This is a genomic window from Marinomonas sp. BSi20584, from assembly GCF_002792415.1.
In the GTDB taxonomy this organism is placed as follows: Bacteria; Pseudomonadota; Gammaproteobacteria; order Pseudomonadales; family Marinomonadaceae; genus Marinomonas; species Marinomonas polaris.
On sequence record NZ_KZ454904.1, the window covers coordinates 1 to 26,891 of the forward strand.

Below are 26,891 nucleotides of genomic sequence, written 5' to 3' on the forward strand. Positions count from 1 at the left end.
GATCTACAGATTTTGTGCAACCCTTTTTTGAGTTTTTTATCATTTTGTTATATTTATTTGCTCCATCTTCAGAAACTGGCTACACAGTGATCAAAAGACACAAAAAAGGTCATTATTTGTACAAATAATGACCTTTAGATTTCAAATATCTCTCTCAGTTTCATTATGAATTAGTAGAAAGTTCTCGACGACGTTTTACCTCATAAACAATTGCCAACAAGATGGTGATAGAAATCATCACCAAACCAAGCGCATTTACTGCTGGTGTTAAGCCCGTTCTCACTTTAGATGCTATATAGACAGTTAGCGTTGTGTCGTAACCTTTAACAAACAAGGTCGTGTTGTAGTTTTCAAACGATTGCAAAAACGCAATTGCTGCCGCGGAGATAATCGCTGGCTTTAAGTAAGGCAACAAAATCCGACGAAATGCTTGCCATTGTGTCGCACCCAAACTTAACGCAGCATTTTCAAGCGTACGATCAAATCGCTGCAAACGAGCCAATACCATCAGCATGACATAAGCGGCAATAAAGGTGGTTTGTGCAACAACAGTTAAAAACACGCCGCCACTCACAGACAAGCCTTTCCAAAAGATAAGCGTTGAAATACCCACGATGACACCAGGGGTTAACAGCGGTGACATCATCAAGGTATAAATAAAGGTTTTCCCTTTACCTTGCACCGTGGATAAAAACAAAGCGCAGCAAATGCCAATTGGCACAGCAATCACCAATACACCAGCCGCAACCAAGACACTTGTCCATAAAGCTGTCCACATCGCACCATCTTGAACAAGCGCCTCAAACCATTTAAGCGTTGCGCCTTTCCACGGAGAAACAGTAGGAAAACGACTGTCATTAAAAGTCGCCAACCCCATAATAATAAGCGGTGTGAATAAATAGACAAAAAATACGCCGATATAAAAGCGCACGGCAAATCGCATAATAGTTTCAGATTTCATTTTGCAATGTCCCCCAAACCTACTTTAAAGACGCGCATCACCAAGGCGATAAAACCAATACAGATAATCAGCAATAAAAATGCATATGCCGCACCTTGGTTCCAATCACCGCCCTCAAAAAACCAATTGTAGATAATTTGAGTAAACCAACGACTACCTGGAGAACCTAACAACGCAGGTACAGCATAACTGCCCGCCGCTAACATGAAGGTCATAATGCAACCTGTTGCAATACCTGGTTTGGCATGGGGAATAACCACACGCCAATGTGTCCGAATCCAACCTGCACCCAAATTACGAGCCGCTTTAATCTGGTTGGTATCCAAACTTTCAATGGCGTTATAAATAGGAAAGATCATAAATAAGATGTAGGCGTAAACCATACCGATCAGCACACCACCATCACCCGATAAAAATCGAATGGGACGATCAATGATTCCTAGCCCTAATAGCAAAGCATTCAGCGGCCCTTTATAGGCTAGGATGATGTACCAAGAAAACGTCCGTAAAATTTCATTGATCCAGAAAGGAATAATCAGTAACAACAAACATAACGCAGCTTTTTGAGGCGTGGCGACTTTGGCAAGATAAAAAGCTATCGGATAACTAACCACTAGCGTCAGTGACGTAACCAATACACTCGACCAGATGGTTTTGAAGAAAATAGCCAAATGTATTTTATTACTGAACAAGGTCTCATAATTCATTAAGGAATACGTATCGTTTGGCCCACCAATATCGGCAGGCAATAGATTCGGACGAAATGAGTAATCCACCATTAATATCTGTGGCAAAATCACCAAGCCAATCAGCCAAATAGCAATCATGCCTATAATGCCAACCGCCAAGCTGCTACCAAATCGCGATTTTAGCTGACTAAACATGGCCGCCTCCGGCAATAACAATGGCATCCTGTTCATTATAAGAAAGACTAACCGGCGCGCCTTTTTTCAACGACTCAGAAAACTGATGTGTACCAAGCTGAATAGACAAAGGTAAGTTAGCAGGCGTATTGGCATTAAGAGTCAAATACGCGCCCTCAAAATTCACCTCATCAATAGTAGCTCGCAGGGTATGCATTCCTTCCTCTGCTTGTAACCTAAAGTTCTCAGGACGTATAAAAAGTGTGGCATCAGTCCCAACAGCTACATTACCTTGCGAACGTCCTGCCAGCTTGCCAAGTGGCCCACAATCTAAAACGACAAAATCTGAATTAGCTTCGATCACCTTACCTGAAACCCCATTGTTTTCACCAACAAATGAGGCAACAAACGCGGTATGAGGATCTCGGTATAAGGTAATAGGATCGGCTACTTGTTGAATTCGTCCTGCCGACATTACTGCCACTCGGTCAGACATAGTGAGCGCCTCGCCTTGATCATGCGTAATGTAGATAAAGGTAATGCCCGTTTTACGTTGAATCGCTTTTAATTCCGTACGCATATGTTGGCGCAGTTTTAAATCCAATGCGGACAACGGCTCGTCTAATAACAAGACCTGTGGCTCAACAGCTAAGGCTCGAGCGATGGCAATGCGCTGCTTTTGCCCACCAGATAACTCAGATACTCTTTTAGTGCCGCTACCTTCCAAAGCCACCAGCTCTAGCAATCGATCTGATGCTTTTTTGCGCTCACTTTTCGAAACACCGCGAACCTCTAAGCCGAATTCAATGTTTTCAGCGACCGTCATGAGAGGAAAAAGTGCGAGGTTTTGAAAAATCATCGAGGTGGGACGTTTATTTGCTGGCACGCCACGCATGCTCTTACCGCCAATTTTAATGTCACCCTGCGTTGGATCTATAAAGCCACTTATCATGTTGAGAATCGTAGTTTTACCACAACCAGAAGGCCCTAAAAAACTAAAAAATTCGCCGGATTTTATCGTTAAGTCGGTTTGTTGTATGGCGGTAAAATCACCAAATTGCATGACGGTATTATCTAGATGAACACTGCTATCCATATTTCTCTCGCTGATTGATTTTCTTGACACAATCGTCTCGATACAAAAAAGCCCCTCGTGAAAATCACAAGGGGCCTTCGAGGTTTATGCAGACAAGTAACGGTCTTGGTATTCGTTACGTAATGCGACGTACCATGGCTCTTGGATTGGCCACCACCAAAGGTTGGCAAGATCTTGTTTGCTGTAAGAGTCTTGGAAAAACTGCTTAGTTTCTGCTGGCAATAGAGCATCCGCACCTTTCGCGGTGGAGTTGTATCCTGTCGCTTTGACGAACATAGCGCCCGCTTCTGGCGTGTAGTACCAGTTGATGAATTCATAGACTGAATCCACATTGTTGGCATTCTTAGGAATCACAAAACCTTCCATCCAAGCCAATGCACCTTCTTTTGGTGCGCCGTATGCAATAGGCTCGCCTTCCGATTGCAGTTTAAATGCTGTGCTATCCCAAGTTTGGCCGATAGTCGCGCCATTGGTACGGAATGCGCCTTGCGCTTCGTTTTCTGTAGACCAGAACTGAGCAATCGCGCCTTTATGTTCAACCGCTGTTTTCAAAATAACATCGAAGTTAGCGCGCATGGCTTTTTCGTTTTTATACGAATCTAGCAATGGAAAAGGCAGCTTACCCGCTTTTTCTAACCACAAACCAATACCAACAAGAGCTGAGTGTCCTCGAACCGTTACGCCACCAGAGTTTTCTGGTAACCAAAGATCACCGTAGCTTAGCTCTTTGCTGACTTTTGCATCATTCTTATTGTAAGCAATCGCTTCCGTACCCCAATCCGATGGTGCAAAATAACGCTTACCTTTTACAATCCCACCAACATCCGATCCTGACAATGCGCTTTCTAAACAACCACTCCATTTAATTCTTTTAACATCAAGAGGTTGCACAAGCTCATAGTCGACATAGCCTGGTACGCGGTCAACAGTCGGCATAATAATATCGAAGCCAGTTCCGTCCGTAGCACGTAGAGAGTTCATCAACTCATCATTAGTACCGTATGGCGTAAACGTAGCATTGATACCGGTTTTTGCTTTGAAATCCGCTAGCATTTCATCCGTAATGTAACCAGCCCACGCATAAATACGCAGCTCTTTATTAGCAGCAATGGCTTTATTGATAGAAAACGGTGTAGCGGCAACAGCACCTGCGATAGAGGCACCTTTCACAAATTGGCGACGGGAAAGGGTCATTCTTGAGCTCCTTTTATTTTATATGATTAATTGCTGTTTCATGAGAAAAGCGGCTTAACATCCAAAACACACTTTTATTAAACGTTCGTTTAATATCCGTTTTAATCTAATACAAAATAATGACGAAAAAGTGACCATGGAAGGTTTTTTTTCCAATTAGACAGGATTAACCCTAACCAAGACGTAAACAGTCAAAAATAAGGCGCTTTTAGACAGTTTAAGACTTTCTATAACCCTCCTGTTTCATATACCTCACACAATACCAGTCATATTTTTGTCACATACTCATATTAAGGTAGTCGTATTCATCGATTTATGTAAATTAAAGTAGGGTCTGAATTGAAAATCTCCCATGTTACACGCACAACCACCGTGAGTTATTTCATTATTGCAGCCATGTTGGTCGCGCTACTTCTTTGGAGTTTGATGAAATTTCGCAGCGCTTTTGAGCAAAGTGACACCTACACTCAAGTTTGGGAATATTCCTCTATCGACTTAAAGCAACAAATTGAAGGCTATTTATCATCGGGGGAGGCGTCTGCACTGCAAACAGCACAAGAGTTTATTGAGAAAAAAATTCGTCCCGCACTTAACTCACTTCCCAATACCATTAAAGATCCAATAAATGGACAATTAATTGAAATAGAAAAAAGCCTTCAATCTGATGTGAGAGCAGCCGGTAAACTATCCGGAAACCCTTATGCATTGATTGAGAACAATGAAAGACAAACCTTACTATCGCTAGATACTCTGGCTGATAAAGTTGCGCTATTTCAATCACACCATGATCTGCAGTCCGCAGCTATTTACTTAGCAAGCCAAGCTTTGTTATACGCAGACCTTGCTCATGTGAGTAATGCAAAAGACAACTATCTCGCAAAAAGCACGCCTGAGAATAAGCAGCGCTTAGTTCAATCCATTGAAGTCTTTAAATCCCATATCGCTGATTTCGGTAAACTTCCCATACTAGAATTAGACGAAAAAAAAGACACAGAGTCTGCTGACGATTTATCGTCATTAATGGGATGGGCAAGCGATTCAGAGAGCTCAACGGAAGCAGTCGATCCTCTTGAAGAAACCAAAAGTGAGCTGCACACTTGGTCAAGTCGCTATTTAAAAGACGTTGATTCTAGCCTAATTAATATCCAACAAGCGGTTACCGCCCAAAACAAGATTCGCTCGCTCATTAATCAGCTTGAAGAGATTTTAAAGGCTGGTACTGAAGACATTCAAAAAAGCGCTCAAGCCACTCAAGAACAAACCTTAGTCGCATTTTCTGTCTTCGTCATTTTGATGATTTTAACCACTATCTCAGTGCATATTTTCCAAAACAAGGTCGTTGTAAAAAGCGCTCGAGATTTATACACAGCGGTAAAAGATTTAGTCGAGCACCAAAACATCAACACCCTAAAAGTCGGCAAGAATAAAAACGAACTGTCAGACGTAGCCCATTACTTAAACCGCTACTTAGAACAAATTGCCGTACAACGACAACAACGAGATACCGAGTTAAACAATATCTCAATCTCACTTAATGAGATGCTGAGTGCCTTTGGGCAAGTGCACGAATTAAGCACGGCCTCTAGACACGAATTAGATGATACACTAAACATGTCGAACCAAGTCGAAACGCTAGCGAGTAAAGCTGAAGTGCGCGCTCAAGAAGTAGCAAATTATGCTACAGAAACCAATACCGCCATGTCACACAGTGTAAACCAGGCTGCATCACTGGCACTTGCTAACCAAACTACGGTTGAGCGACTTAATAGCAGTAAAAAGGCATTAACCAGCTTAAGCTCATCCGTTTCTAGCGCCTCCTCTATTGTTGGCGGCATCAGAGACATCTCAGAGCAAACTAACTTACTTGCACTCAATGCTGCCATAGAAGCAGCACGAGCAGGTGAACATGGCCGAGGCTTTGCTGTGGTCGCCTCTGAAGTGAGAACCTTATCTACCAGAACCCAACAATCCCTAGAAGAGATCACGAAGATCTTTTCACAGCTGACATCAGCAAGCAATAAACTCACCCAGAATATAGATTTAATTGAAACAGCTTCAATTGAACAAATAGATTTGACCCATGCTCTCGGTCAATCGGCACAAGATATTCTTGAGAAATCTAAGCAATCTAGCCATTTAGCGAAAAAGGCAACCGGCTATGCTGCAGAGCAAAAACTCGGCATGAATAAGCTAAATAGCGCCGTAGTCAAAGTAAGAGAGCAAGCCAACGAGTCTGAAGCGTTTATGGCTGGAGTGACCAATAACATCAAACAGAAAATTCAAGACATTACGACCACATTGGGAATCAACTAACTCCAAGATAGGCCTTTTGTCTTTAAGCTTTTTATTTTTAAGAAAGAACGACAGATACAAAAAATCCAGCCGTAGCTGGATTTTTTAACATCAAGAGTAGAAAGGAAAAAACTTAGAACAAAACGCGTGCTTTAACCGTTCCTTCCACTTCTTTTACTTTCTCAAGCGCTAATTCGCCCTCTTCTGCATCCACGTCCATTACCATATAGCCAAGCTTCTCCGTGGTACGAAGGTATTGACCCGTAATGTTGATGTTGTTTTCAGAGAAGATCGCGTTGATCTTAGAAAGCACACCAGGACGGTTTTCATGAATATGAAGAATACGGTGGTTATCGGCCTGAGATGGCAATGCCACTTCTGGGAAGTTAACAGCTGCTGTAGTGGTACCAACATCAGAGTATTTAATAAGCTTCTCAGCCACTTCAATACCGATGTTTTCTTGCGCTTCCATTGTGCTACCGCCGATATGAGGCGTTAGGATCACATTGTCTAAACCACGTAGTGGTGATACGAATTCTTCATCGTTGCCTTTAGGCTCAACAGGGAATACGTCGACAGCTGCGCCACCTAAATCTCCTGACTTAATAGCTTCAGCCACAGCGTCTAGATCGGCAACCGTACCGCGTGAAGCATTAATGAAGATAGAACCCTTCTTCATTTGAGACACTTCTTTCGCGCCGATCATCATCTTAGTCGAATTCGTTTCTGGTACATGCAAGCTGATAATATCGCTAGTAGACAGCAATTCTTTCAAGCTCTTAATCTGACGCGCATTACCTAATGGCAATTTAGTGACGATATCGTAAAAGCATACTTCCATGCCTAAAGATTCTGCCAAAACGCTCAATTGAGTACCGATACTGCCGTAACCAATAATACCCAAACGCTTACCACGAGTTTCGAAAGAACCCGCTGCAGATTTAATCCAACCGCCACGATGACATGCTGCGTTTTTCGCAGGAATACCTCGAAGTAATAGAATTAACTGACCAAGAACTAGCTCTGCAACACTACGAGTATTGGAGTATGGCGCGTTGAAGACAACAATACCTTTCTCACTTGCTGCATCCAGATCTACTTGGTTCGTACCAATGCAGAAACAACCAATGGCAACCAGTTTGTTAGCATGTTCTAAAACATTCGCTGTTAACTGAGTACGAGATCGAATACCAATGAAATGCGCTTCCGAGATTTTCTCGATCAACTCATCTTCTGCTAGTGCAGTTTTGTGGTATTCAATGTTGGTATAGCCTGCGTCATGCAATGCATCCAATGCAGATTGATGAACGCCTTCTAATAACAAGATTTTAATTTTGTCTTTGTCTAGTGAGTTATTACTCATGGCTCGTTCGACTTCTCTTTGGTGGTGGGGGAAAAAGTTTGATTATATTAACACAGAATAATGCGTAACCTACCGCTGCTACAGGAATGTCTTTCATTATGAGAAGAACAATGCTCATAGCAGCCTCGCCTGATTACCTAGATCGCAAATTTGTTTTATTCTACTTGAGTTTTTCTCTGCAAATACACACCTGTTTCGACATGATGAGTATAAGGGAACTGATCAAACATGGCATATCGGACCACTTCATGGGTGCTCGACAAGGCTTCTAAATTCGCTTTCAGCGTTTCAGCGTTGCAAGAAATATAAAGAATAGAATCTATCTTACGAATCAATTCAACCGTCGCATCATCTAAACCTGCTCGTGGTGGATCCACTAACACAACAGAAGGAGTCAATTCGCTAACGCCAGCCTGAACCAAGCTCTTAGGCAACTCTACGTCGCCATTCAAGGCCGCAGACACATCTTCACTGGCCATTTTAACCACTTGAACATTGTGCATGCCATTGATAGCAATATTCAGCTGCGCAGAATTAACTGACACTTTTGAAATTTCTGTCGCAACCACTCGATCAAAACGACGAGCTAGAGGAATAGAAAAGTTGCCATTACCACAATACATTTCCAGCAAATCACCGGATGCTTCTTTAGTAACATCCAACGCCCATTCCAACATTTTTTCACTGATGCCAGCATTAGGCTGAGTGAAGCTATTTTCAACTTGTTGATAATGGAATTTTTGGCCATTTACCGTTAGCGTCTCCATTACAAAGTCGCGAGTGATAATTTGCTTTTTCTTACGGCTACGACCAATAAAATGGCACGCAGGAAAGGCGTCATTTAGCTGCTGAACAGCGGCATTCCATTCAGCATCAATCGGTTTATGGTAAAGCAAACTGATCAAGGCTTCACCTGTAGTTGTCGTTAAAAAGTCCACTTGAAAGAGCTTGTAACGTAAAACTGGGATATCGCGAACAGCATCAAGCAGTTTTGGCATCAGCTCATTAATAAGGCTCGACGCAGCCAGAAATTGATCAGTACGAATCGGCGTTCTAGGGTCTGCAGAATCAAACATAGCATAATATAAATCATCACCATCATGCCAAATCCGGAATTCAGCTCGCATGCGGTAATGAGTCGGCTGACTCGCAAATACTTCCATCTCAGGCAATGACAAAGTCGCCATTAATTTGGCTAATTCAGCTTGCTTATCTTGCAGCTGCTTTTCATACATTTCTGGTTGGATTTGATCCGGTCTCATGGCTGATTCTCTTGGAGGCGATAGATACTTATAGAGCGCGGCATTATACGAGTTCCCCGTATACAAATCTAATCGCTTGCGCAAAAACAAAGAAATAGAAGGGCTGATTAACGCAAACTCTTAATTAATGTAATCTCTTAACGTAGGTACTCAGGTCCGAGCAAAATAGCTAAAGACAAGGTGAGGGAAAACGTACCGTCATAGCCATCATCCGCTTCATGGGTGAATTGCGGTATTATTTGACCAATTAGCCAATCTTTATAAAGCAGGCGTTCATATTGGACATTGTATAAAAAACTGTCAGACCCAATAGAATTATCTCCCGACTGCAGAAAGCTCAACTGGTACCCTAAACGGTTTTTATCATCCAATCGATGCTGAATCGAGAAATTTTCACGAACATAAAACAGCCCCTCTTTATCAAGCCAAGTTACGCCAAAATCTGAACCAAAGTTTAGTGTAGGGCTCACCGCGTAGCCTAAACCAACGCCATAACGAGCACCAATACCTTTGGAGTAATAAGCAAAGGCCTCTTGATTCTGCCACCAGCTCCATTGATCAGTAACTTCACCCTGCTTAAGGCGCAAGCGCAGAAAGGGGTCAAGTGGAAAATCAACTCTTATACCTGCATCAACATCTAGCCCTATATCGTCTTTTATATAACGTACAGCAGCCGAAACGTTAGATTTCAAAGCAGAATTCACAACGCCTTTTTGCTGAGACGATTCACCTCTCAAGCTCTCAGGAGCTAAAGAGTCAGGCTCGGACTCGACAACTAAACGCAGTCGATCTTGAGTATTCGGCAATTTAAGCCGTGTACGGAAATCAAAAAAACCTGAGCGATCACTGCCACTCAGTACAGAACCAAATCGTACTTCTAAGTAACTATCTGAAGGTTCTCTACTTTGTTCACCAGATAAAAAGGAATCTATATTCGTCGACCAATTACCAATTGTCTTTGAAACTGTTTCATGGGAACTCAACCACCAAGGAACATCATCACTCTCTGCTTGTTGGCTAACTTTTGCTTGAGTGTCGACATCATCTCTCGTTTCTTCTGCAGAAAGAGCGAACAAGGGCCAGGAAGTTACTAAGCAAAACGCAGTAATATAACCCTTGTTCCATGGCATACTTTAGTTGCCTTTCAGCATTTGTTGGATCATTAGAGAGGAGTTCTCGGCAGCCACTTTAAGGTATTCCTCAAAGCTTTGAGGAGATTCTTTACCTGCAATATCCGACAAAGAACGTACCACAACAAATGGCGTTCCAAATTTAAAACACACTTGAGCAACAGCCGCAGCTTCCATCTCAACAGCAACTAGCTCGGGGAAAGTCGCTCGCACTACTTCCACTCGAATAGGATCATTCATGAAACTATCCCCCGTTCCGATCAATCCCACTTTTGCTTGCACTTGAGTGACTTTTTGTAAGGCTGCTTTAGCTTCAGCGACTAACGTTTCATCCGCAGCGTAAGTAGCAGGCATATTTGGAACCTGCCCCATTACGTAACCAAAGGCAGTCACATCCACATCATGATGCACCACTTGATCTGATATCACCACATCGCCAACCTGTAACTCAGGATCAAAACCTCCTGCAGAGCCAATGTTGATCACATATTCAGGCTTAAACTGAGATAACAACAAAGTAGTCGATACGGCTGCATTTACTTTACCAATGCCGGATTTAAGCAAAACAACGTCTTTACCTTCAAAACGCCCAACAAAAAAATCACAACCAGCAATAGTCTGTTCACGGACATCTGTCATCCACGCTTTGATAACAGCTACTTCTTCGTCCATGGCTCCAATTAATCCAATTACGCTCATTCATTGCTCCTCAGGTTTGTATTCTGTTGTATAACATTTTGTGTAAATAATCGTATTTGATCACCAGAGTAAGGCAATGTCATACTAAAAAATGACACATTATCCGGCATTTTAGGCCACTTTTGCACCGAAAAAAATCGAACTTTCGGAAAAGCAGTCTGAATTGATCGCAAAAGAGTTCTAGGTTGGGGTTCAAGTAATACAACAACAGCATCAGGGTGATATGACAGCACTACGTGATAATTAGATAAATCTACCAACCATTGTGTCGCCACCTCATACTTTTCTAATTCGACATACCAAATTGCTTTTGTGATTCGACTGCCACCAATCATCACCCAAGATAAAGCTTGCTCATACGAATGAGTGGGGATAACTCCCTCCAACTCACAGGCTTTGGCTAACACTTGATGTAAATTGTAGTCGAAAGAACATCCTTGCAAGGTAAAAACATCTGGATCCACCTCCATCAGCAAGGTGCTATTAAGCCAAACGATAGGAAGCTCATCACGATTATATTTTAGTTTAAGGGCTCGGGTCATATCTGCCTGTGCTTCAACGTCTTTATCACAGCCAATCAGTACTGCATCAAATTTCACCACAGCACTGGATTGAGTAAAAAAGCTATCCGTTGAGACATATTCTTCCACCTGCAACCCAAGTCTAACTAAAGCAGCTTTGATAATATTGGGATTGGGGTAATCATTTGCGACCCAAGCCACAACCTGATTAGGTGTTAACTGCTTGAGTATAGACTGATACTCCAACTCTTCCATGATCAAATTAATCTGCAAGGCATTATTTTGTAAGGTCTTTTGCTGCCCTCCAAGAGGTGCTAGCAACATCTTAATCATCCAGTAAAAAAGAGGTCTGAATGCCATATCATTCATCGCAATCATTTCAAGTTCTTCGCCATCGAAGCGAACAGTCAATCGACGTTCAGCCATATCATTCGACATCACCATCATGAGCAAAGCGCGAATCAGCCCTCTGAAATTTGCATCCACTGCAATGTTTCTTGCACCTACTTCGACAGAACAGTCCAATAGCGCCCTATTCGCCTCTACCCCCATTGCAGCCATAACCCGAGCACTTTCCTGACAAAAGACCTCTCCTATGGGCAAATAAGATACCTTACTGTCTAGGCTACTAATGTCATCTAATACGGATATTAATAACGCAAGCCAGCCCTGAAGATGTTTACTATCAATATATCCAGGCAGTGAAGAAAGATACGTCAACTCACTCAATATAGCGTCAGTATCTACTTTCTTTTGCTGTGCAGACGACAATGGCTGCAGCTGCTCCAGTTGCCACATTAAACTGATTTCTTGGGTAACATTTCGCCCTACTAATAATAAGCCGCGGTAATTGCTCTCGTTTTTAAACGAATGAACTTGCCATTGATATATTCGACCTAAAGTACTGTCAGTTAACTCAAAGGCAACACCTACTTCGCCTTTTAACGCTTCTTGAATCGATTGATGACAAGAAATAGGCATAAAATCAAAAAGCGTTCGAGCTTTTTCAGCGTCAGGAAAAAGTAGCTTTGCTTCTGAATTGATTAACTCAACTTCAGCCACTTCGGTGCAGAAAATAATGGCACTGTGTATCGATTCTGCGAGAAGCTTAAACCTATTCTCTTTGGACTCAATAAAGGCTTTATATTGATTGCTTTGTAACTGTATCGGCTGTAGTTCACTGTATGGCAGTAGGCCTTCCTCGTGACGATAAACAATTGACTCAAGAGGTTGAAAAATTAATGTTTTAACTTGGCGAAATAGCAGCAAACAAAAGCAGAATAAAACAACCCCAATCCCAGCAATCAAAGGCAACGCATTGGTTAAGATCGTAGAAGAAAAAATGCGCTTTTGAATAATATCTAATTGCAAATCTGCCTGAATAGGTGATACCAAGGGCAAGCGAGAATGTAATGTTGCTCCAGACAAATCCACACCGACTTTATGTTCTTCAAGCAAGACACGATTATGTGCACTATCATAAACCTGCACAGCACTGACTTGGGCACTTTCAAGTAACTCATTAGCCAAGGTTAAGTTGTCGTTTAATGAAATGAAGCCATATAAAAAACCAATATTTTCTTGGCCTGACGAAAGCAGTTTCTTTTTAAACATCAGCAAAATGGAATCATCTGTTGTCACTATAGACGTCCATCGATTAATAAGCCCTTCTCCCAATACAGATTGTAAATCTACTTTGGTAAACAGGCGCGCTCTAGGATCCATCGAATGCTTGCCATTTACCCATTCAATATAGAAAAAATCCAACCCGCCAAAAAACAACACTTCGTGGTGGCTGAACAACAAATCCAATTCACGTCCAACCGCATAATTACTCAACGAAAGATCCTGACCAATAAATTTCATTTCATCTTCAGCACGAGCCAAATAGCCATTAAAAGCTTGCTCAACAACGCGGTGCTTTAGTGCTAAGTTTTTTTCAGCGGCTGTTTGATTTAACGCCTCAATAAAATATAAAGACATAAAAGTCACAGCTAAAAAAACCACACAAACTAATATAAGCACCTTGGAGCGTAACCGATGCTGTAAACTAATCGTTACTCCTGCCATAGTTCCACCGAATAATGATGAGCTTGCTGTACCATCAAGCGTAGACTTTCTGAATCTAACTCTGCGGGCACAAGCATAGAGTTAGCAACATAAAGGGTGGGCATATTCTTTCCTTCAAGATCTAATTTGATAGCTTCCGCTATCGCAATAGAAAGATCATCCTTCATAAAAAGCACACTCGCCTTTATTTTTCGGCTCTCTAAATCCGCAATACCACTCAAAGATAGTCCCCATGCATTAGTCTGAATCTGCGTATCAAAACCTTCGGCTTGTAATGCTGCAACCACGCCTTCAGAAATATTCTGCGAGCAGCTAAAAATAAAGTCTGCTGGATTCTCTTTTAATAAAATTTGAGCTGCTTCAAATGCACTGCGCTTATCATCCGATACGGCTCTAATACGACTGATGTGGCGGTTATACTTCGCCATCTCATCAAGGAATAAATCACAACGCATATGGCCAAGATAGCCTGTCGGCAAAACCAATGCCGAAATTTTTGTCTCTGCGGGTAACTGACGTTCAAGGTAACTAGCAAGCATTGTAGTTGCCTTTTTTTGATCAAAACCAACGTACATTAATGGCGGATGATTCATCCAATGGGTTAACGGCGAGGCAAAGTCGTACAAAATAATTTTTGGCTTACCTGCGCGTAAGAAACGCTCCAAAAACCGACGTTGAACCGAGCCCAATTTAGTCATAATAATGTAATCTGGCTGGGCATCAGCCATCTTAAAATAAGATGTTAAATCGCCATTAGACTCAAAACCATCCATATAAGTATCTAAGCGATAATCAATATTTAGTTCGCGCATTCGCTTTCTGAATGTGGCTAAGATTGATCTATTTTCGAGGGAATTCATATCACCAAATAACAACAACGCAATACGCACTGCACGCTTTTGAGACACCCGTATTGGATTAGGAGGAGAATTAACTATCGTAGTGAACTGCTCAGCCAAAGGACCTTGTCTTGGTGTCGACTGATAAAAGTCATGACTATCCATAAGATCAAGCGCCATGTTAGCGGCTTGGACAGTGAAAGCCACGTTCCCTAGCACAATCCATATAACAAAAGAATGTAGTCTTCGCATTACCGAACCCGATTAAACATCATAGAAAAAATCATTCTAACCAAGTTAACGAACTTTGGTGATAACAGGAACAAGAAAATACGCTTCAGTATGATAAATGTGCGCTGAATAGACTTAATAACGAAAAAATGGCTTGCAGCCCATTTTAAAATCGAAAGGAAAAAAAGACAAAAAAAAAGCTGACATAAAGTCAGCTTTTTTTAAATTTGGTGCGGAAGGAGAGACTCGAACTCTCACGCCGTGAAGCACTGGAACCTAAATCCAGCGTGTCTACCAATTCCACCACTCCCGCAAGGAATGGCGAGCATTATAGGTAATTGAATTTTCCGGTCAATAGTTTTTTTGGCTTTTTTATAAAAAACTTAAAAATATTTTCCTTAACCTATATTTACTCGCCATTTTTATTAAGCATCACTCTCTTCAAAGCAAGGCTTAAAAAATACGACCGCCAGAATATTCACCGCGCTCGTAACGAACAGCCATCTCTTCAAGATCCATAGTATGAATACGAGAGGCCTGGCCTGCAGAACCAAAAGCTTCATAACGATCAATACAAACCGCTTTCATCGCTTTGATACTTTCCGTTAAGTATTTACGTGGATCAAAGTTGCCTTTGTGTTCAGCCAAGCTACGACGAATCGCGCCTGTTGCCGCTAAACGTAAATCTGTATCAATGTTCACTTTACGAACACCGTAACGGATCGCCTTAACAATCTCATCAATCGGCACACCGTAGGTTTCAGGAATGTCGCCACCAAATTCGTTGATGATAGACAACCAATCCTGTGGAACAGAAGAAGAGCCATGTAACACGATGTGAGTATTTGGTAACAACTCTACGATTTTCGCAATACGCTCGATATCAAGAATGTCGCCAGTAGGCGGACGAGTAAACTTGTAAGCACCGTGACTTGTACCAATCGCCACAGCTAATGCATCAATGCCAGTTGCATTAACAAAATCCACTGCTTCTTGTGGATCTGTCAGCATTTGATCATGAGACAATATACCTTCAGCGCCAACACCGTCTTCTTCACCAGCTTGACCCGTCTCTAGAGAACCCAACACACCCAACTCACCTTCTACTGATACACCACATGCGTGTGCGAATTCAACAGTACGACGAGTCACATCTACGTTGTAGTCATAGCTAGCCGGTGTTTTACCATCAGCCATCAAAGAACCATCCATCATGACCGACGAAAAGCCAAGCTGAATAGAGCGCTGACAGATAGCTGGGGACGTACCATGATCCTGATGCATCACAACAGGGATATGCGGGTAATCTTCAATCGCTGCAGCAATTAAGTGACGCAAGAAGTGCGAACCAGCGTATTTACGAGCACCAGCAGAGGCTTGCATGATAACGGGGGAATTCACTTCGTGAGCAGCTTCCATGATCGCCTTAACTTGCTCCATGTTATTCACATTGAAGGCTGGCAAACCATAGCTGTGTTCTGCTGCATGATCGAGCAGTTGACGCATACTAATTAAAGGCATAAAAGATTTCCTCTGACAATTTGTCTTATATTGTATTTATAACGAACAGAGTTATGGTGTTAGTTAACTCTATAATCTTGTAATCATGACGTTGCTTATCACAAGCCATGTGGCTTACGCCTTATCGTTATTGTCATACCCGACTCGCGCCGAGTAGGTCACTCTCTAGTTTTGTTTTTCGCCAACACCGCTTTCAGCAGAAACCACATCCAGCTTCTAACGGTGTTAACGAAGTAGGCTTTTCACCTTTTTATTACTTATAAAATGCTTTAGAACGATCTTTGTCATTCTTTGATACTAATTTTGCGCGCGAGACTCTAACATCGCAACCGCTGGAAGCACTTTTCCTTCCACAAACTCCAAAAACGCCCCGCCACCGGTCGAAATATAGGAAACTTGATCCGCAATTTCATATTTATCAACGGCCGCTAATGTGTCGCCACCACCCGCAATGGAAAACCCTTTGCTGTTCGCAATGGCCATCGCAAGCGCTTTAGTTCCGCCACCAAACTGGTCAAATTCAAAAACACCCACTGGACCATTCCAGATAATCGTTTGAGATTTTTCAAGCAAAGCCGCAAACGCAGCGGCTGCTTTTGGCCCAATATCCAAAATCATATCGTCAGGACCAACATCCGCAGCATTTTTGACTGTCGCAACAGCATCTGGCGCGAACGCGGTAGCTACAACAACGTCTTCAGGTAGCGGAATGCTGGTTTTCGCCATCAAAGCTTTTGCCTGAGGAATCAAATCTGCTTCGTACAAAGACTTGCCCACTGGAAAACCTGCAGCAGCTAGGAAGGTATTGGCTATACCACCACCTACTATCAACTGATCAACTTTGTCAGACAAAGATTCTAAAACAGTCAACTTAGTCGATACTTTTGAACCACCAACAATGGCCGCCATTGGACGAGCTGGTTTCGCCAAAGCTTTTTCTAATGCTTCAAGCTCAGCTGACAACAATGGGCCAGCGCAAGCGATTGGTGCAAATTTCGCTACACCGTGAGTAGAAGCTTGGGCACGGTGAGCCGTACCAAATGCATCCATCACGTACACATCACACAAAGCAGCCATTTTTTTAGACAAAGCTTCGTCGTCTTTTTTCTCGCCAAGGTTAAAACGTACGTTTTCAACCAAAACAAGCTGACCAGATTCAACTTCAACACCATCCAACCAATCTTTTACTAACGGTACGTCTTGTCCTAGCAAACCAGAAAGATGCGTCGCTACTGGTTGAAGCGAGTATTCTTCTTCGTACTGACCTTCTGTTGGGCGGCCAAGGTGAGACATCACCATGACTTTCGCACCAGCTGCTAGCGCCAATTTAATGGTTGGCAAAGCAGCACGAATACGTGCGTCACTGGTTACTTTGCCGTCTTTTACTGGCACGTTTAGGTCTTCTCGAATTAACACACGTTTATTCGCCAGATCCACATCTTTCATATTAATTACGGTCATGTACGATGTCCTCGTTATTTAATGTTCGGGTGAATCAATCTAATTTTGATTGCTTAATCACACCAGCCCAATACTTAGCCACATCCAACATACGGTTAGCGTAGCCCCATTCATTATCAAACCAACACAGTAACTTCACCATTCGCTGATCGATTACTTGGGTTTGCGTACTATCGATAATCACCGAACGCGGATCATGATTAAAATCCACCGAAGCATGTGCTTCTTTGGTGAAGCCCATTAAGCCTGCATATTTTGAGCTTGCCGCTTGCTCTAACTGCGCATTGATTTGCTCGGCGGTAACGTCTCGTTCTGTGCGCAACACTAAATCAATAACCGAGACATTCAAGGTCGGCACACGTACCGCATTACAACCCATTTTGCCTTCCAATTCCGGCATCATGCGTGTAATACCTCTCGCTAATCCAGTATCCACAGGAATAATAGAACTCAAAGCGGCACGCGTCAGGCGCAAGTCTTTCGTGTGATAGCCGTCAATCACTGGCTGATCATTCATCGCCGAATGAATCGTCTGTGTCATACCATGAACAACACCAGAAAATTGCTTAACGATGTCCAAAACAGGAATCAAACAATTAGTAGTACAAGATGCTGCTGAAACAATATTGTGATCCGCTTGAATATCATGATGATTAAAACCATACACAATCGTCGCATCAACATCTGCCGCTGCCGGCTGAGAAAGCAACAGTCGTGGCACACCTGCATTTAAGTAAGCTTGCGCGCCTTCTCGACCAGAAAAGCTACCAGAGCACTCAAGCACCATATCTAATTCAAGAGATGACCAATCAAGTTCATCAGGTGTCGCACAGGAAAAACACAAAATAGCATCATCGCCGATAAGCAACGCATTACCTTGAGTCGAAACAGACTGAGGAAAGCGGCCATGAGTCGTGTCATAGCGCGTAAGATAACTGATTGTCTCAATGTCAGACAATTCATTAATAGCAACCACTTGAATGTGATCGCGGTAGCCGTTTTCATAAAGCGCTCGTAATACCGAACGTCCGATACGACCATAACCATTGATAGCGACTCGCAACATATTCCTACTACTTCATCGCAAAGAAAGTGATCTAAAAACCATCACTCTCCGCCTTAATAAAAGGAAAAAGAGGCATACAAACGTACACCTCTTTTCTTATCAAGCAATGAGATTACGCGGCTAGAATTCTCTCAGCAGTCGCAACTACATTGTCTACTGTAAAGCCAAAGTATTTCAGCAGATCGCCACCAGGAGCAGACTCACCAAAAGTCGTCATACCCACCATAGCGCCTTCGAAACCAACGTACTTGTACCAGTAATCCGTGTGAGCAGCTTCAATAGCAACACGCTTAGTCACACTGCTTGGCAATACAGACTCTTTGTAAGCAGCATCTTGTGCATCAAATGTATTTGTTGATGGCATAGATACCACACGAACGTTCTTACCTTTCGCCGTTAGCGCTTCAGCAGAATCCATCGCTAGGCCTACTTCAGAACCGGTTGCGATCAAGATAAGGTCTGGCGTACCAGCACAGTCCTTAAGGATATAGGCGCCTTTCGCAACATTTGCCAATTGCTCGGCATCACGTGACTGTGCTGGCAAACCTTGACGAGAGAAAACCAATGACGTTGGACCATCACGGCGTTCGATACCGGCCTTCCAAGCAACTGCAGTTTCTGCTGCATCACATGGGCGCCACACAGACATGTTTGGTGTCATGCGCAAGTTAGCCAATTGCTCAACTGGTTGATGAGTTGGACCGTCTTCGCCTTGACCAATAGAATCATGCGTGTAAACAAATACGTTTTGAATGCCCATCAAAGCAGACATTCGAACCGCATTACGCGCGTATTCCATAAACATCATAAAAGTCGCACCGTAGTTAATAAAACCACCATGCAAAGAAGCACCGTTCATGATGCCGCTCATACCAAATTCACGAACGCCGTAGTAAATGTAGTTACCCGCTGGATCGTCTTGAATACCTTTAGAGCCAGACCATAACGTCAAGTTAGAACCTGCAAGATCCGCAGAACCGCCTAGTAATTCTGGCAACATAGCGCCGAAGAAACCAATCGCATTCTGTGACGCTTTACGGCTGGCAATGTTCTCGCCTTTGTCTTGACTTTCTTGAATGAAAGCTTGTGCTTTGGCTTCAAAATCCGCAGGCAATTCGCCCTTAATCACACGACGTTCAAATTCTGCTGCCAATTCAGGGTAAGCCGCTTTATACGCTTCGAACTGGGCATTCCACTGAGTTTCACGAGCAGAACCCGCTTCTTTCGCATCCCAGCCAGAGTAAACATCGGCAGGGATCTCAAAAGGCGCATAAGGCCAACCAAGGAATTCACGAGCAGCGGCAATCTCTGCATCGCCAAGAGGCGCGCCGTGACAGTCGTGGCTGCCAGATTTATTCGGCGAACCAAAACCAATAATGGTTTTGCAACAGATCAGTGTTGGTTTTGTCGTTTCTGCTTTTGCTGCTTCAATCGCCGCTTTAATCGCTTCTGGATCATGTCCATCTACGTCAGCGATTACATGCCAGCCGTAAGCTTCAAAACGCTGTGGTGTATTATCAGTAAACCAGCCTTCAACATGACCATCGATAGAAATACCGTTGTCATCCCAAAAAGCGACCAATTTACCTAGACCTAAAGTACCAGCTAGAGAAGACGCTTCGTGAGAAATACCTTCCATCAAGCAGCCATCGCCAAGGAAGCAGTAAGTGTTGTGATCAACGATGCTATGACCTTCACGGTTAAACTGTGCTGCTAGAGTTTTCTCAGCAATCGCCATACCTACCGCATTACTGATACCAGCGCCCAATGGACCAGTTGTGGTTTCTACGCCATCGGTGTAACCGTATTCTGGATGACCTGGAGTTTTAGAATGAAGCTGACGGAATTGTTTTAGCTCTTCAATTGGCAATTTATAACCAGACAAATGCAATAAAGAATAAATCAGCATAGAGCCATGGCCGTTTGACAACACAAAGCGGTCGCGATCAACCCATTTTGAGTTATTTGGGTTGTGCTTTAGAAAGTCATTCCATAGCACTTCAGCGATATCCGCCATACCCATTGGCGCACCTGGATGGCCTGAGTTAGCTTTTTGTACGGCATCCATACTCAATGCACGTATGGCGTTAGCAAGTTGTTTACGAGACGGCATGGTTATTCCACTCCTGATAGCTTAACGAACAAAATAGAAGAAACATTCTCTACAGGATAGAGCCACCTTGCAATGCTGGCACCACCGTGACGCCCAAACATTGGGCAAAGAAAATGAAAATACATAAAAATCTGCACCATCGTAACAAAAAAATCGCCCTTTGCCTCATTAAAATCCACAGATCGGGTTGATATTTAAACAGCTCTAGTCCATTATTCTTGCCACTAACAGCGTCGATTTGTTTCGGCTTGCGGACGCTATATAAATTCAGCTAAACAGAAGCAATATCACCTGTTTAGCTTTTTTGAATTATAAACATTGCTAAGCGGGTTTTTTATACCTATTTAGCGCTTATCCATCATTTTGATAGAGGCACTAAACATGTCAGAATATTCTTTATTTACTTCAGAATCCGTTTCTGAAGGTCATCCAGATAAAATCGCGGACCAAGTTTCCGACGCCATCCTTGATGCCATTTTGGCAGAAGACCCAGAAGCACGTGTTGCCTGCGAAACACTAGTAAAAACAGGCATGGTTCTAGTTGCGGGTGAAGTTCGTACTAACGCATGGGTCGACATTGAAGAAATCGCTCGTGGTGTCATTCGTGAAATCGGCTACAACAGCTCAGACATGGGTTTCGACTGGGAATCTTGCGCGGTTATGAATGCTATTGGCAAACAATCTGCCGATATCGCAGTAGGTGTAGATGAAGCTGGCGAACACGAACAAGGTGCTGGCGACCAAGGTTTGATGTTTGGTTTTGCCACTAACGAAACTGACGTATTAATGCCTGCGCCAATCACTTACGCACATCGCTTGGTTCAACGCCAAGCAGAAGTGCGCAAAAATGGCACACTTGACTTTCTACGCCCAGATGCAAAAAGCCAAGTTACTTTCCGTTACGACGAAAATGGCAAGCCATGCGCTATCGATGCGGTTGTTCTTTCTACTCAACACAGTGCGTCCATTAAACAAGCGGACCTTCGTGAAGCGGTAATGGAAGAGATCATTAAGCCAGTTCTTCCTGCTGAATGGTTATCAAAAGATACTAAATACTTCATCAACCCAACAGGCCAGTTCATCATTGGTGGCCCAGTTGGCGATTGTGGTCTAACTGGCCGTAAAATCATCGTTGATACATACGGCGGCATGGCGCGTCACGGTGGTGGCGCTTTCTCTGGTAAAGATCCATCCAAAGTTGACCGTTCTGCTGCGTACGCTGGTCGTTACGTAGCGAAGAATATCGTTGCCGCTGGCCTTGCAGATAAGTGCGAGATTCAAATCTCTTACGCCATCGGTGTTGCTGAGCCAACGTCAATCAGTATTAATACCTTCGGTACCGGTAAAGTAAGCGACGCTGTAATTTCACAACTCGTTCGTGAACACTTTGAATTACGTCCAGCAGGCTTGATCAAGATGCTAGATCTAAAACGCCCAATTTACCTGCCAACCGCGGCTTATGGCCACTTTGGTCGTGAAGGTGAAAACTTCACTTGGGAAAAAACAGACAAAGCGGACGCATTACGCAAAGCTGCTGGTTTATAATTTCCTGATTTTCCGTTATAAAGCCTTCTTCTGCCTTACTCTTTTATTAGATAACATGTGCAGAGGAAGGCTTTTTTATTTCTATTTTTTAATACTCCCGAAAACATAAGGCAAAACATGCGTATTCCACGAATTTTTATCGATACAGAACTCAGCGAAAATAGCATCTTTGCCTTACCTGATTCGGCATTTCAGCATCTCTGCAAAGTACTGCGTTTAAAGTCAGGCCATCCTATTCGCGTGTTTAATGGCCAAGCGCTTAATGGTAAAGGTGGTCAATTTAATGCAACCCTGTGCGATGTTGAAAAACGCTCTGCTAATATTCACGTAGCAGACTTTGAAGCACTGAATAACGAATCCCCAATCCAAGTCACTATTGGGCAAACTCTATCTCGTGGCGAACGAATGGACTACGCCATTCAGAAATCCGTTGAAGCAGGCGTATTTGCTATCCAACCTCTTTTTAGCGAACGCTGTGAAGTGAAGCTGCAAGACAGCCGAGCTGAAAAACGCCAACAACATTGGCAGCAAGTTGCTATCAGTGCGGCAGAGCAATGCGGTCGTGGCGTCGTTCCTGTTGTATATCCGCCTATAGAATTAAGTGAATGGGTGGAGAATTGTAACGAAATGTTAAAACTAACATTACATCACCACAGTGCAAAACCTATTCGTCAGTTCGAGCAACCGAGCAATAATCGCATTGCTTTATTGATCGGACCAGAAGGAGGGCTCACCGAAAAAGAAGTCCAACTATCTGAAAAGTCAGGATTTAATGCTATCACTTTAGGTCCAAGAGTACTGAGAACAGAAACCGCACCTATTGTTGCGCTCAGTGTAATTAATGCTCTATGGGGCGATATCTAACCTATTCTTTGATAAAGCCCTAACTAACAGAATCGCTACATATTAAGGCTATGAATGCCTTTACCATTCAAGCAGGACTTAATAAAGGACATATGATCACATGTTTAATCGAATAGTTTTGACTTGCACGGTTTATATAGGAGCAGCCTTCCTACCAGCAATAGCGCATGCAATCACTCTCGAAGAAGCGACATATACGGCAATAGAAAACAATCCTGCTGTAAGACAAGCTGTCGCAAAATATCGAGAGTCCAAAGAAAACGCAGATATTGCTCGTCGTTCCGGCTACTACCCAAGCGTGGATCTCTCCGCTGGCATAGGCCGTGAAACAACCTACGCAGACAATAGCAACCCGGACGATATTGATCTTACTCGTCGCGAACTGAAACTTGCGCTGAATCAGCCCCTATTTAACGGATTCTCAACAAAAAATGAAGTCGAACGCTTAAACAGCGAGGCCGAAGCCGATCGTTGGAGCGCACTGATTTCTGTTGAAAATACTGCCCTAGAAGTGGCTCAGGTGTATGCTAACATTTTACGCTACAGAGAACTTGTCGGCCTTGCAGAACTGAACTTAAAAACCCATGAGCGCATTTATGGGCAAATTAAATTAAAAAGTGACTCAGGTATTGGACGTCAATCTGATCTTAGCCAAATAACCGCACGCCTCGCTAAAGCCCATGCAAATCACTTTGCTGCAATTAACAATCTCCAAGATGCCGAAAGCAACTACAAAAATATTGTCGGAGAAATGCCGCCGAAAGACTTAATCTATCCGATGCCAGATAAAGACTTGATACCAAAAGATCTTGATTCGGCGATTAATGAATCATTGAAGAAGAATCCAGCAATCGAAGGTGCACGATGGGACGTTGCAGCAACAGAAAGCGCTCAAAAAATTACTGATGCAGACAAGTACCCAACGATTAGTTTTGGCTTAGAACGCACATGGAACAACAATATAGATGGCGATAGAGGACCAAGCGAAGACTTATTAGCTATGGTGCGATTGAACTATAACCTTTACAGCGGCGGCACCCACAAACGCAAACAAGAAGTTGCCGTTCAACAGAACCTCCAAGCTTCTGAAATACGCCGTAACACAATAAGAGATACTGAACTCACTGTGCGATTAGCTTGGGCAGCGTTTGAAGCAACCACAGGTCAAAAGGAGCAAATTCGTGAATATGTCATTGCGACAAAAGAATCACAAATTGCTTATGAAAAACAATTTCGCTTAGGCCGCCGTACTCTACTGGATGTACTAGATAGCGAGAACGAACTATTTCAAGCTCGCCAAGATTATGTCAATGCGGACTACGATGAACTTTTCTCAGAATTCCGTTTATTTAATGCTAAAGGTGAGCTCATGCGCGCGTTTCGTATTTATCGCCCACAGCTCCTTGGTTTTAATGACGAATTTGATAAAACAAAAACACCTCCAACCCCAGAGCCTAGCGCAACAGAAGAACTGAAAGCCGCAGAAAGTACGGTGAAAGTTGATGATGCTCCCCAGTCACCTGAAGCTCCACCTGTGGATGACTCGAAGAAAGCACAAGAAAGTGAGCTATTCTTAGACGCTAATGGAAACTCTGGAAACTGGTAGATAGAGAATGTTCTTCTCCTAAAAAGCAGAATCATTGATAAAACGTACTATTTTTACGACCAATGATTCTGCTTTTTAATGACCAAAATATAAGACATTGAATACACAGAATTACAGACTCATTTTTCTATACAGTCCGCTCATTGTCATATTCTTACTCATCAAAGCAACTATCTGAAAATCATGGGTGTTTTTTCTTCTCAGCGCCCCCATATTTCTATAGCATCAACATCTATTAACAGATTAAACAAAGCACTAAAACGTTGCTTTCGCTTTTAGGAACCGCCTTATGACTATCAAACTCGGCATTGTTATGGACCCAATTTCGTCCATAAACTACAAAAAAGACACTTCTCTCGCCATGCTATGGGCTGCCGCAGAAAAAGGCTGGCAACTTATTTATATGGAACAAAAAGACCTGTTTCTAGACAATGGCAAAGCCTACGCTATGACTCGTCCATTAAACGTTTATAAAGATCCTGCGCACTTTTACGATCTTGGTGAAGAAACGAAAATGGCAATGGGTGATATGGATGTGATCTTAATGCGCAAAGATCCGCCATTTGATAGTGAATTCGTCTACAGCACTATGATTTTAGAGCAAGCAGAAAGAGATGGTGCACTTGTAGTCAACGACCCTAAAAGTTTACGCGACTGCAACGAAAAACTCTTCGCCACTCAGTTTCCACACTGCTGTCCACCAGTCTTAGTGACTCGACGTGCAGACTTACTAAGAAGCTTCCACAAAGAACATGGCGACGTTATCTTCAAGCCTTTAGACGGTATGGGTGGCAGTTCGATTTTCCGCATCAAACCGGATGACTCAAACATCAGCGTGATTATTGAAACCCTAACAAACATGGGCGTAGAGCAGATCATGGCACAAAAATTCATCCCAGAAATCAAAGACGGCGATAAGCGTATTTTGGTAGTTAATGGTGAACCTGTGCCGTTTGCACTAGCACGCATTCCGGCATCAGGTGAAACCCGTGGCAACTTAGCTGCAGGCGGGCGAGGTGAAGGCCGACCTTTAACAGATCGCGATCGCTGGATTTGCGAGCAAGTGATTCCATCATTGAAAGAAAAGAACTTAATGTTTGTTGGTTTAGACGTCATCGGTGATTACCTCACTGAAATCAATGTCACCAGCCCAACATGCGTTCGTGAATTAGATACACAATTCGATCTAAATATCGCTATGATTTTAATAGAAGCCATAGAAAAACGTCTTCAGTAATATTTACATGCGAGTAACAGATAAATTTTCTATCGCGCTTTTCATCGCCATTAGCTTTCATGTGCTAATGGTGATGATTATTGGCTTCGATTTCGAGCTTCCCTCTCCCAAGCCTAAAACGCTAGAGGTGACGCTCGTTCAGCATACGACAAAAGCACCAGCCGAGGCTGACTTTATTGCTCAAGCCAACCAACAAGCCAGTGGGACAGAATTACGCAAGCAAAAACTCACCACCACAGAAAATGCACGTTTTTTATCTGATACCATCCAAGAAATATCGCCTCCCGTCCAGCCTCAACTTGCCTCTGCCGAACCTATTGACGAACCAAGTCTGCTGGCAACCAGAAACCAAGAAGCTGTCTTTGAGATCATCAATGAATCTGAAAATGAGCCTAAAACGCTAGAAGAAAAGTTTCGTGGCGAAACCCAAATTCCAAGCCATATATCAAACGATATAGCGACCCTAGAAGCCTTGCTAGATCAACAGCGCCAAGCATACGCCAAACGTCCAAGAATTCGCCGTCTGACCTCAGTCTCTGCCAAAGCAGCTGTTGATGCGCAATACTTAGATGACTGGCGACGCCGAATTGAGCGCATAGGTAATATTCACTATCCAGAAGAAGCAAAACGTAACCATCTTTATGGTGAACTACGTCTAGCCGTTATTATACAGCCGAACGGTTATGTCGATGATATTGAAGTACTGCACTCCTCTGGTATCAGAGTGCTCGATGATGCCGCCATGCGTATTGTCCGTCTGGCAGAACCTTTTCAAGTATTTCCTAGTGAGCTAAAGAAAGAAGTGGATAAGCTGGAAATCATTCGAACATGGCGATTTGTACCTGGCAATCAACTACAAAGCCAGTAAACGCATAAAGCCAGATAGTATAAAAATCATTAGACATAAAAAAGCCCTCACTTCACTTGTGAACTGACCCCCAATAGTTGGACATTCCA

General features: G+C 43.0%; 20 protein-coding genes and 1 tRNA gene. 6 read left to right on the forward strand and 15 right to left on the reverse strand.

All coding sequences use genetic code 11. From position 1 onward, the window contains the following. Positions 1 to 163: 163 nt before the first annotated feature. From TY87_RS21625 to TY87_RS21640, 4 genes are all read right to left on the reverse strand, one after another. Positions 164 to 961, reverse strand: coding sequence for an ABC transporter permease (locus TY87_RS21625; RefSeq protein WP_100188649.1), 798 nt, complete (start codon positions 959 to 961; stop codon positions 164 to 166). Continuing rightward, positions 958 to 1,845 carry an ABC transporter permease gene (locus tag TY87_RS21630; protein ID WP_072839470.1) on the reverse strand — a complete coding sequence of 296 codons (888 nt, stop codon included), beginning with the start codon at positions 1,843 to 1,845 and terminating at the stop codon, positions 958 to 960. Before TY87_RS21630 ends, TY87_RS21625 begins: the two co-directional genes overlap by 4 nt. Continuing rightward, positions 1,838 to 2,920: an ABC transporter ATP-binding protein gene (locus TY87_RS21635; RefSeq protein WP_100188650.1), complete on the reverse strand. Its 1,083-nt coding sequence runs from the start codon at positions 2,918 to 2,920 to the stop codon at positions 1,838 to 1,840. Before TY87_RS21635 ends, TY87_RS21630 begins: the two co-directional genes overlap by 8 nt. Before the next feature lie 84 nt (positions 2,921 to 3,004). Further along, entirely contained in the window at positions 3,005 to 4,114 is a 1,110-nt protein-coding gene (locus tag TY87_RS21640) for an extracellular solute-binding protein (RefSeq protein WP_072839468.1), read from the reverse strand. A 339-nt stretch (positions 4,115 to 4,453) separates the two neighbouring features. Here TY87_RS21640 and TY87_RS21645 point away from each other — a divergent pair, with 339 nt between their 5' ends. Further along, the gene (locus TY87_RS21645; protein ID WP_232617213.1) at positions 4,454 to 6,427 is read left to right on the forward strand and encodes a methyl-accepting chemotaxis protein; all 1,974 of its coding nucleotides are present in this window, start codon (positions 4,454 to 4,456) and stop codon (positions 6,425 to 6,427) included. A gap of 112 nt (positions 6,428 to 6,539) precedes the next feature. Here TY87_RS21645 and serA read toward each other — a convergent pair whose 3' ends face one another. The 11 genes from serA to tkt all read right to left on the reverse strand — a co-directional run bounded on the left by serA (position 6,540) and on the right by tkt (position 20,682). After that, a complete protein-coding gene (serA, locus tag TY87_RS21650; RefSeq protein ID WP_072839466.1) occupies positions 6,540 to 7,769 on the reverse strand; it encodes a phosphoglycerate dehydrogenase in 1,230 nt (409 codons plus the stop codon). Between the two features lie 155 nt (positions 7,770 to 7,924). Next, positions 7,925 to 9,031 carry a tRNA (uridine(54)-C5)-methyltransferase TrmA gene (trmA, locus tag TY87_RS21655; protein WP_100188651.1) on the reverse strand — a complete coding sequence of 369 codons (1,107 nt, stop codon included), beginning with the start codon at positions 9,029 to 9,031 and terminating at the stop codon, positions 7,925 to 7,927. A 137-nt stretch (positions 9,032 to 9,168) separates the two neighbouring features. Beyond that, positions 9,169 to 10,161 carry a hypothetical protein gene (locus TY87_RS21660; RefSeq protein ID WP_100188652.1) on the reverse strand — a complete coding sequence of 331 codons (993 nt, stop codon included), beginning with the start codon at positions 10,159 to 10,161 and terminating at the stop codon, positions 9,169 to 9,171. Positions 10,162 to 10,164: 3 nt separating this feature from the next. After that, positions 10,165 to 10,860 (reverse strand): 5'-methylthioadenosine/S-adenosylhomocysteine nucleosidase, encoded by a 696-nt coding sequence (mtnN, locus tag TY87_RS21665; protein WP_100188653.1) that lies wholly within the window; start codon positions 10,858 to 10,860, stop codon positions 10,165 to 10,167. After that, entirely contained in the window at positions 10,857 to 13,451 is a 2,595-nt protein-coding gene (locus TY87_RS21670) for a hypothetical protein (protein WP_100188654.1), read from the reverse strand. Before TY87_RS21670 ends, mtnN begins: the two co-directional genes overlap by 4 nt. Then, a complete protein-coding gene (locus TY87_RS21675; RefSeq protein ID WP_232617214.1) occupies positions 13,439 to 14,497 on the reverse strand; it encodes an autoinducer 2-binding periplasmic protein LuxP in 1,059 nt (352 codons plus the stop codon). The genes TY87_RS21670 and TY87_RS21675 overlap by 13 nt, the downstream gene beginning before the upstream one ends. Positions 14,498 to 14,749: 252 nt before the next feature. Continuing rightward, positions 14,750 to 14,834, reverse strand: a tRNA-Leu gene (locus TY87_RS21680). Positions 14,835 to 14,974: 140 nt separating this feature from the next. After that, positions 14,975 to 16,042 carry a class II fructose-bisphosphate aldolase gene (gene fba / locus TY87_RS21685; protein ID WP_100188656.1) on the reverse strand — a complete coding sequence of 356 codons (1,068 nt, stop codon included), beginning with the start codon at positions 16,040 to 16,042 and terminating at the stop codon, positions 14,975 to 14,977. A gap of 297 nt (positions 16,043 to 16,339) precedes the next feature. Further along, positions 16,340 to 17,503 (reverse strand): phosphoglycerate kinase, encoded by a 1,164-nt coding sequence (locus tag TY87_RS21690; protein ID WP_072839459.1) that lies wholly within the window; start codon positions 17,501 to 17,503, stop codon positions 16,340 to 16,342. A 34-nt stretch (positions 17,504 to 17,537) separates the two neighbouring features. Beyond that, a complete protein-coding gene (locus tag TY87_RS21695) occupies positions 17,538 to 18,569 on the reverse strand; it encodes a type I glyceraldehyde-3-phosphate dehydrogenase (protein ID WP_072839458.1) in 1,032 nt (343 codons plus the stop codon). A 112-nt stretch (positions 18,570 to 18,681) separates the two neighbouring features. Next, a complete protein-coding gene (gene tkt / locus TY87_RS21700) occupies positions 18,682 to 20,682 on the reverse strand; it encodes a transketolase (RefSeq protein ID WP_100188657.1) in 2,001 nt (666 codons plus the stop codon). A gap of 381 nt (positions 20,683 to 21,063) precedes the next feature. Here tkt and metK point away from each other — a divergent pair, with 381 nt between their 5' ends. From metK to TY87_RS21725, 5 genes are all read left to right on the forward strand, one after another. After that, positions 21,064 to 22,227, forward strand: a complete 1,164-nt coding sequence (metK, locus tag TY87_RS21705; RefSeq protein ID WP_100188658.1) for a methionine adenosyltransferase — start codon at positions 21,064 to 21,066, stop codon at positions 22,225 to 22,227. Between the two features lie 117 nt (positions 22,228 to 22,344). Continuing rightward, entirely contained in the window at positions 22,345 to 23,091 is a 747-nt protein-coding gene (locus TY87_RS21710; protein WP_100188659.1) for a 16S rRNA (uracil(1498)-N(3))-methyltransferase, read from the forward strand. Between the two features lie 100 nt (positions 23,092 to 23,191). Then, entirely contained in the window at positions 23,192 to 24,697 is a 1,506-nt protein-coding gene (locus tag TY87_RS21715) for a TolC family outer membrane protein (protein ID WP_100188660.1), read from the forward strand. A gap of 289 nt (positions 24,698 to 24,986) precedes the next feature. Further along, the gene (gshB, locus tag TY87_RS21720; protein WP_072839453.1) at positions 24,987 to 25,934 is read left to right on the forward strand and encodes a glutathione synthase; all 948 of its coding nucleotides are present in this window, start codon (positions 24,987 to 24,989) and stop codon (positions 25,932 to 25,934) included. A 7-nt stretch (positions 25,935 to 25,941) separates the two neighbouring features. Further along, positions 25,942 to 26,802 carry an energy transducer TonB gene (locus TY87_RS21725; protein WP_072839452.1) on the forward strand — a complete coding sequence of 287 codons (861 nt, stop codon included), beginning with the start codon at positions 25,942 to 25,944 and terminating at the stop codon, positions 26,800 to 26,802. Positions 26,803 to 26,891 lie beyond the last annotated feature (89 nt).

What these genes read in the sequence shown, in the direction of transcription:
- TY87_RS21625 (WP_100188649.1), bottom strand. Translation starts at nt 961, where the DNA reads ATGAAATCTGAAACTATTATGCGATTTGCCGTGCGCTTTTATATCGGC.
- TY87_RS21630 (WP_072839470.1), bottom strand. Translation starts at nt 1,845, where the DNA reads ATGTTTAGTCAGCTAAAATCGCGATTTGGTAGCAGCTTGGCGGTTGGC.
- TY87_RS21635 (WP_100188650.1), bottom strand. Translation starts at nt 2,920, where the DNA reads ATGGATAGCAGTGTTCATCTAGATAATACCGTCATGCAATTTGGTGAT.
- TY87_RS21640 (WP_072839468.1), bottom strand. Translation starts at nt 4,114, where the DNA reads ATGACCCTTTCCCGTCGCCAATTTGTGAAAGGTGCCTCTATCGCAGGT.
- serA (WP_072839466.1), bottom strand. Translation starts at nt 7,769, where the DNA reads ATGAGTAATAACTCACTAGACAAAGACAAAATTAAAATCTTGTTATTA.
- trmA (WP_100188651.1), bottom strand. Translation starts at nt 9,031, where the DNA reads ATGAGACCGGATCAAATCCAACCAGAAATGTATGAAAAGCAGCTGCAA.
- TY87_RS21660 (WP_100188652.1), bottom strand. Translation starts at nt 10,161, where the DNA reads ATGCCATGGAACAAGGGTTATATTACTGCGTTTTGCTTAGTAACTTCC.
- mtnN (WP_100188653.1), bottom strand. Translation starts at nt 10,860, where the DNA reads ATGAGCGTAATTGGATTAATTGGAGCCATGGACGAAGAAGTAGCTGTT.
- TY87_RS21670 (WP_100188654.1), bottom strand. Translation starts at nt 13,451, where the DNA reads ATGGCAGGAGTAACGATTAGTTTACAGCATCGGTTACGCTCCAAGGTG.
- fba (WP_100188656.1), bottom strand. Translation starts at nt 16,042, where the DNA reads ATGCCTTTAATTAGTATGCGTCAACTGCTCGATCATGCAGCAGAACAC.
- TY87_RS21690 (WP_072839459.1), bottom strand. Translation starts at nt 17,503, where the DNA reads ATGACCGTAATTAATATGAAAGATGTGGATCTGGCGAATAAACGTGTG.
- TY87_RS21695 (WP_072839458.1), bottom strand. Translation starts at nt 18,569, where the DNA reads ATGTTGCGAGTCGCTATCAATGGTTATGGTCGTATCGGACGTTCGGTA.
- tkt (WP_100188657.1), bottom strand. Translation starts at nt 20,682, where the DNA reads ATGCCGTCTCGTAAACAACTTGCTAACGCCATACGTGCATTGAGTATG.
- metK (WP_100188658.1), top strand. Translation starts at nt 21,064, where the DNA reads ATGTCAGAATATTCTTTATTTACTTCAGAATCCGTTTCTGAAGGTCAT.
- TY87_RS21710 (WP_100188659.1), top strand. Translation starts at nt 22,345, where the DNA reads ATGCGTATTCCACGAATTTTTATCGATACAGAACTCAGCGAAAATAGC.
- TY87_RS21715 (WP_100188660.1), top strand. Translation starts at nt 23,192, where the DNA reads ATGTTTAATCGAATAGTTTTGACTTGCACGGTTTATATAGGAGCAGCC.
- gshB (WP_072839453.1), top strand. Translation starts at nt 24,987, where the DNA reads ATGACTATCAAACTCGGCATTGTTATGGACCCAATTTCGTCCATAAAC.
- TY87_RS21725 (WP_072839452.1), top strand. Translation starts at nt 25,942, where the DNA reads ATGCGAGTAACAGATAAATTTTCTATCGCGCTTTTCATCGCCATTAGC.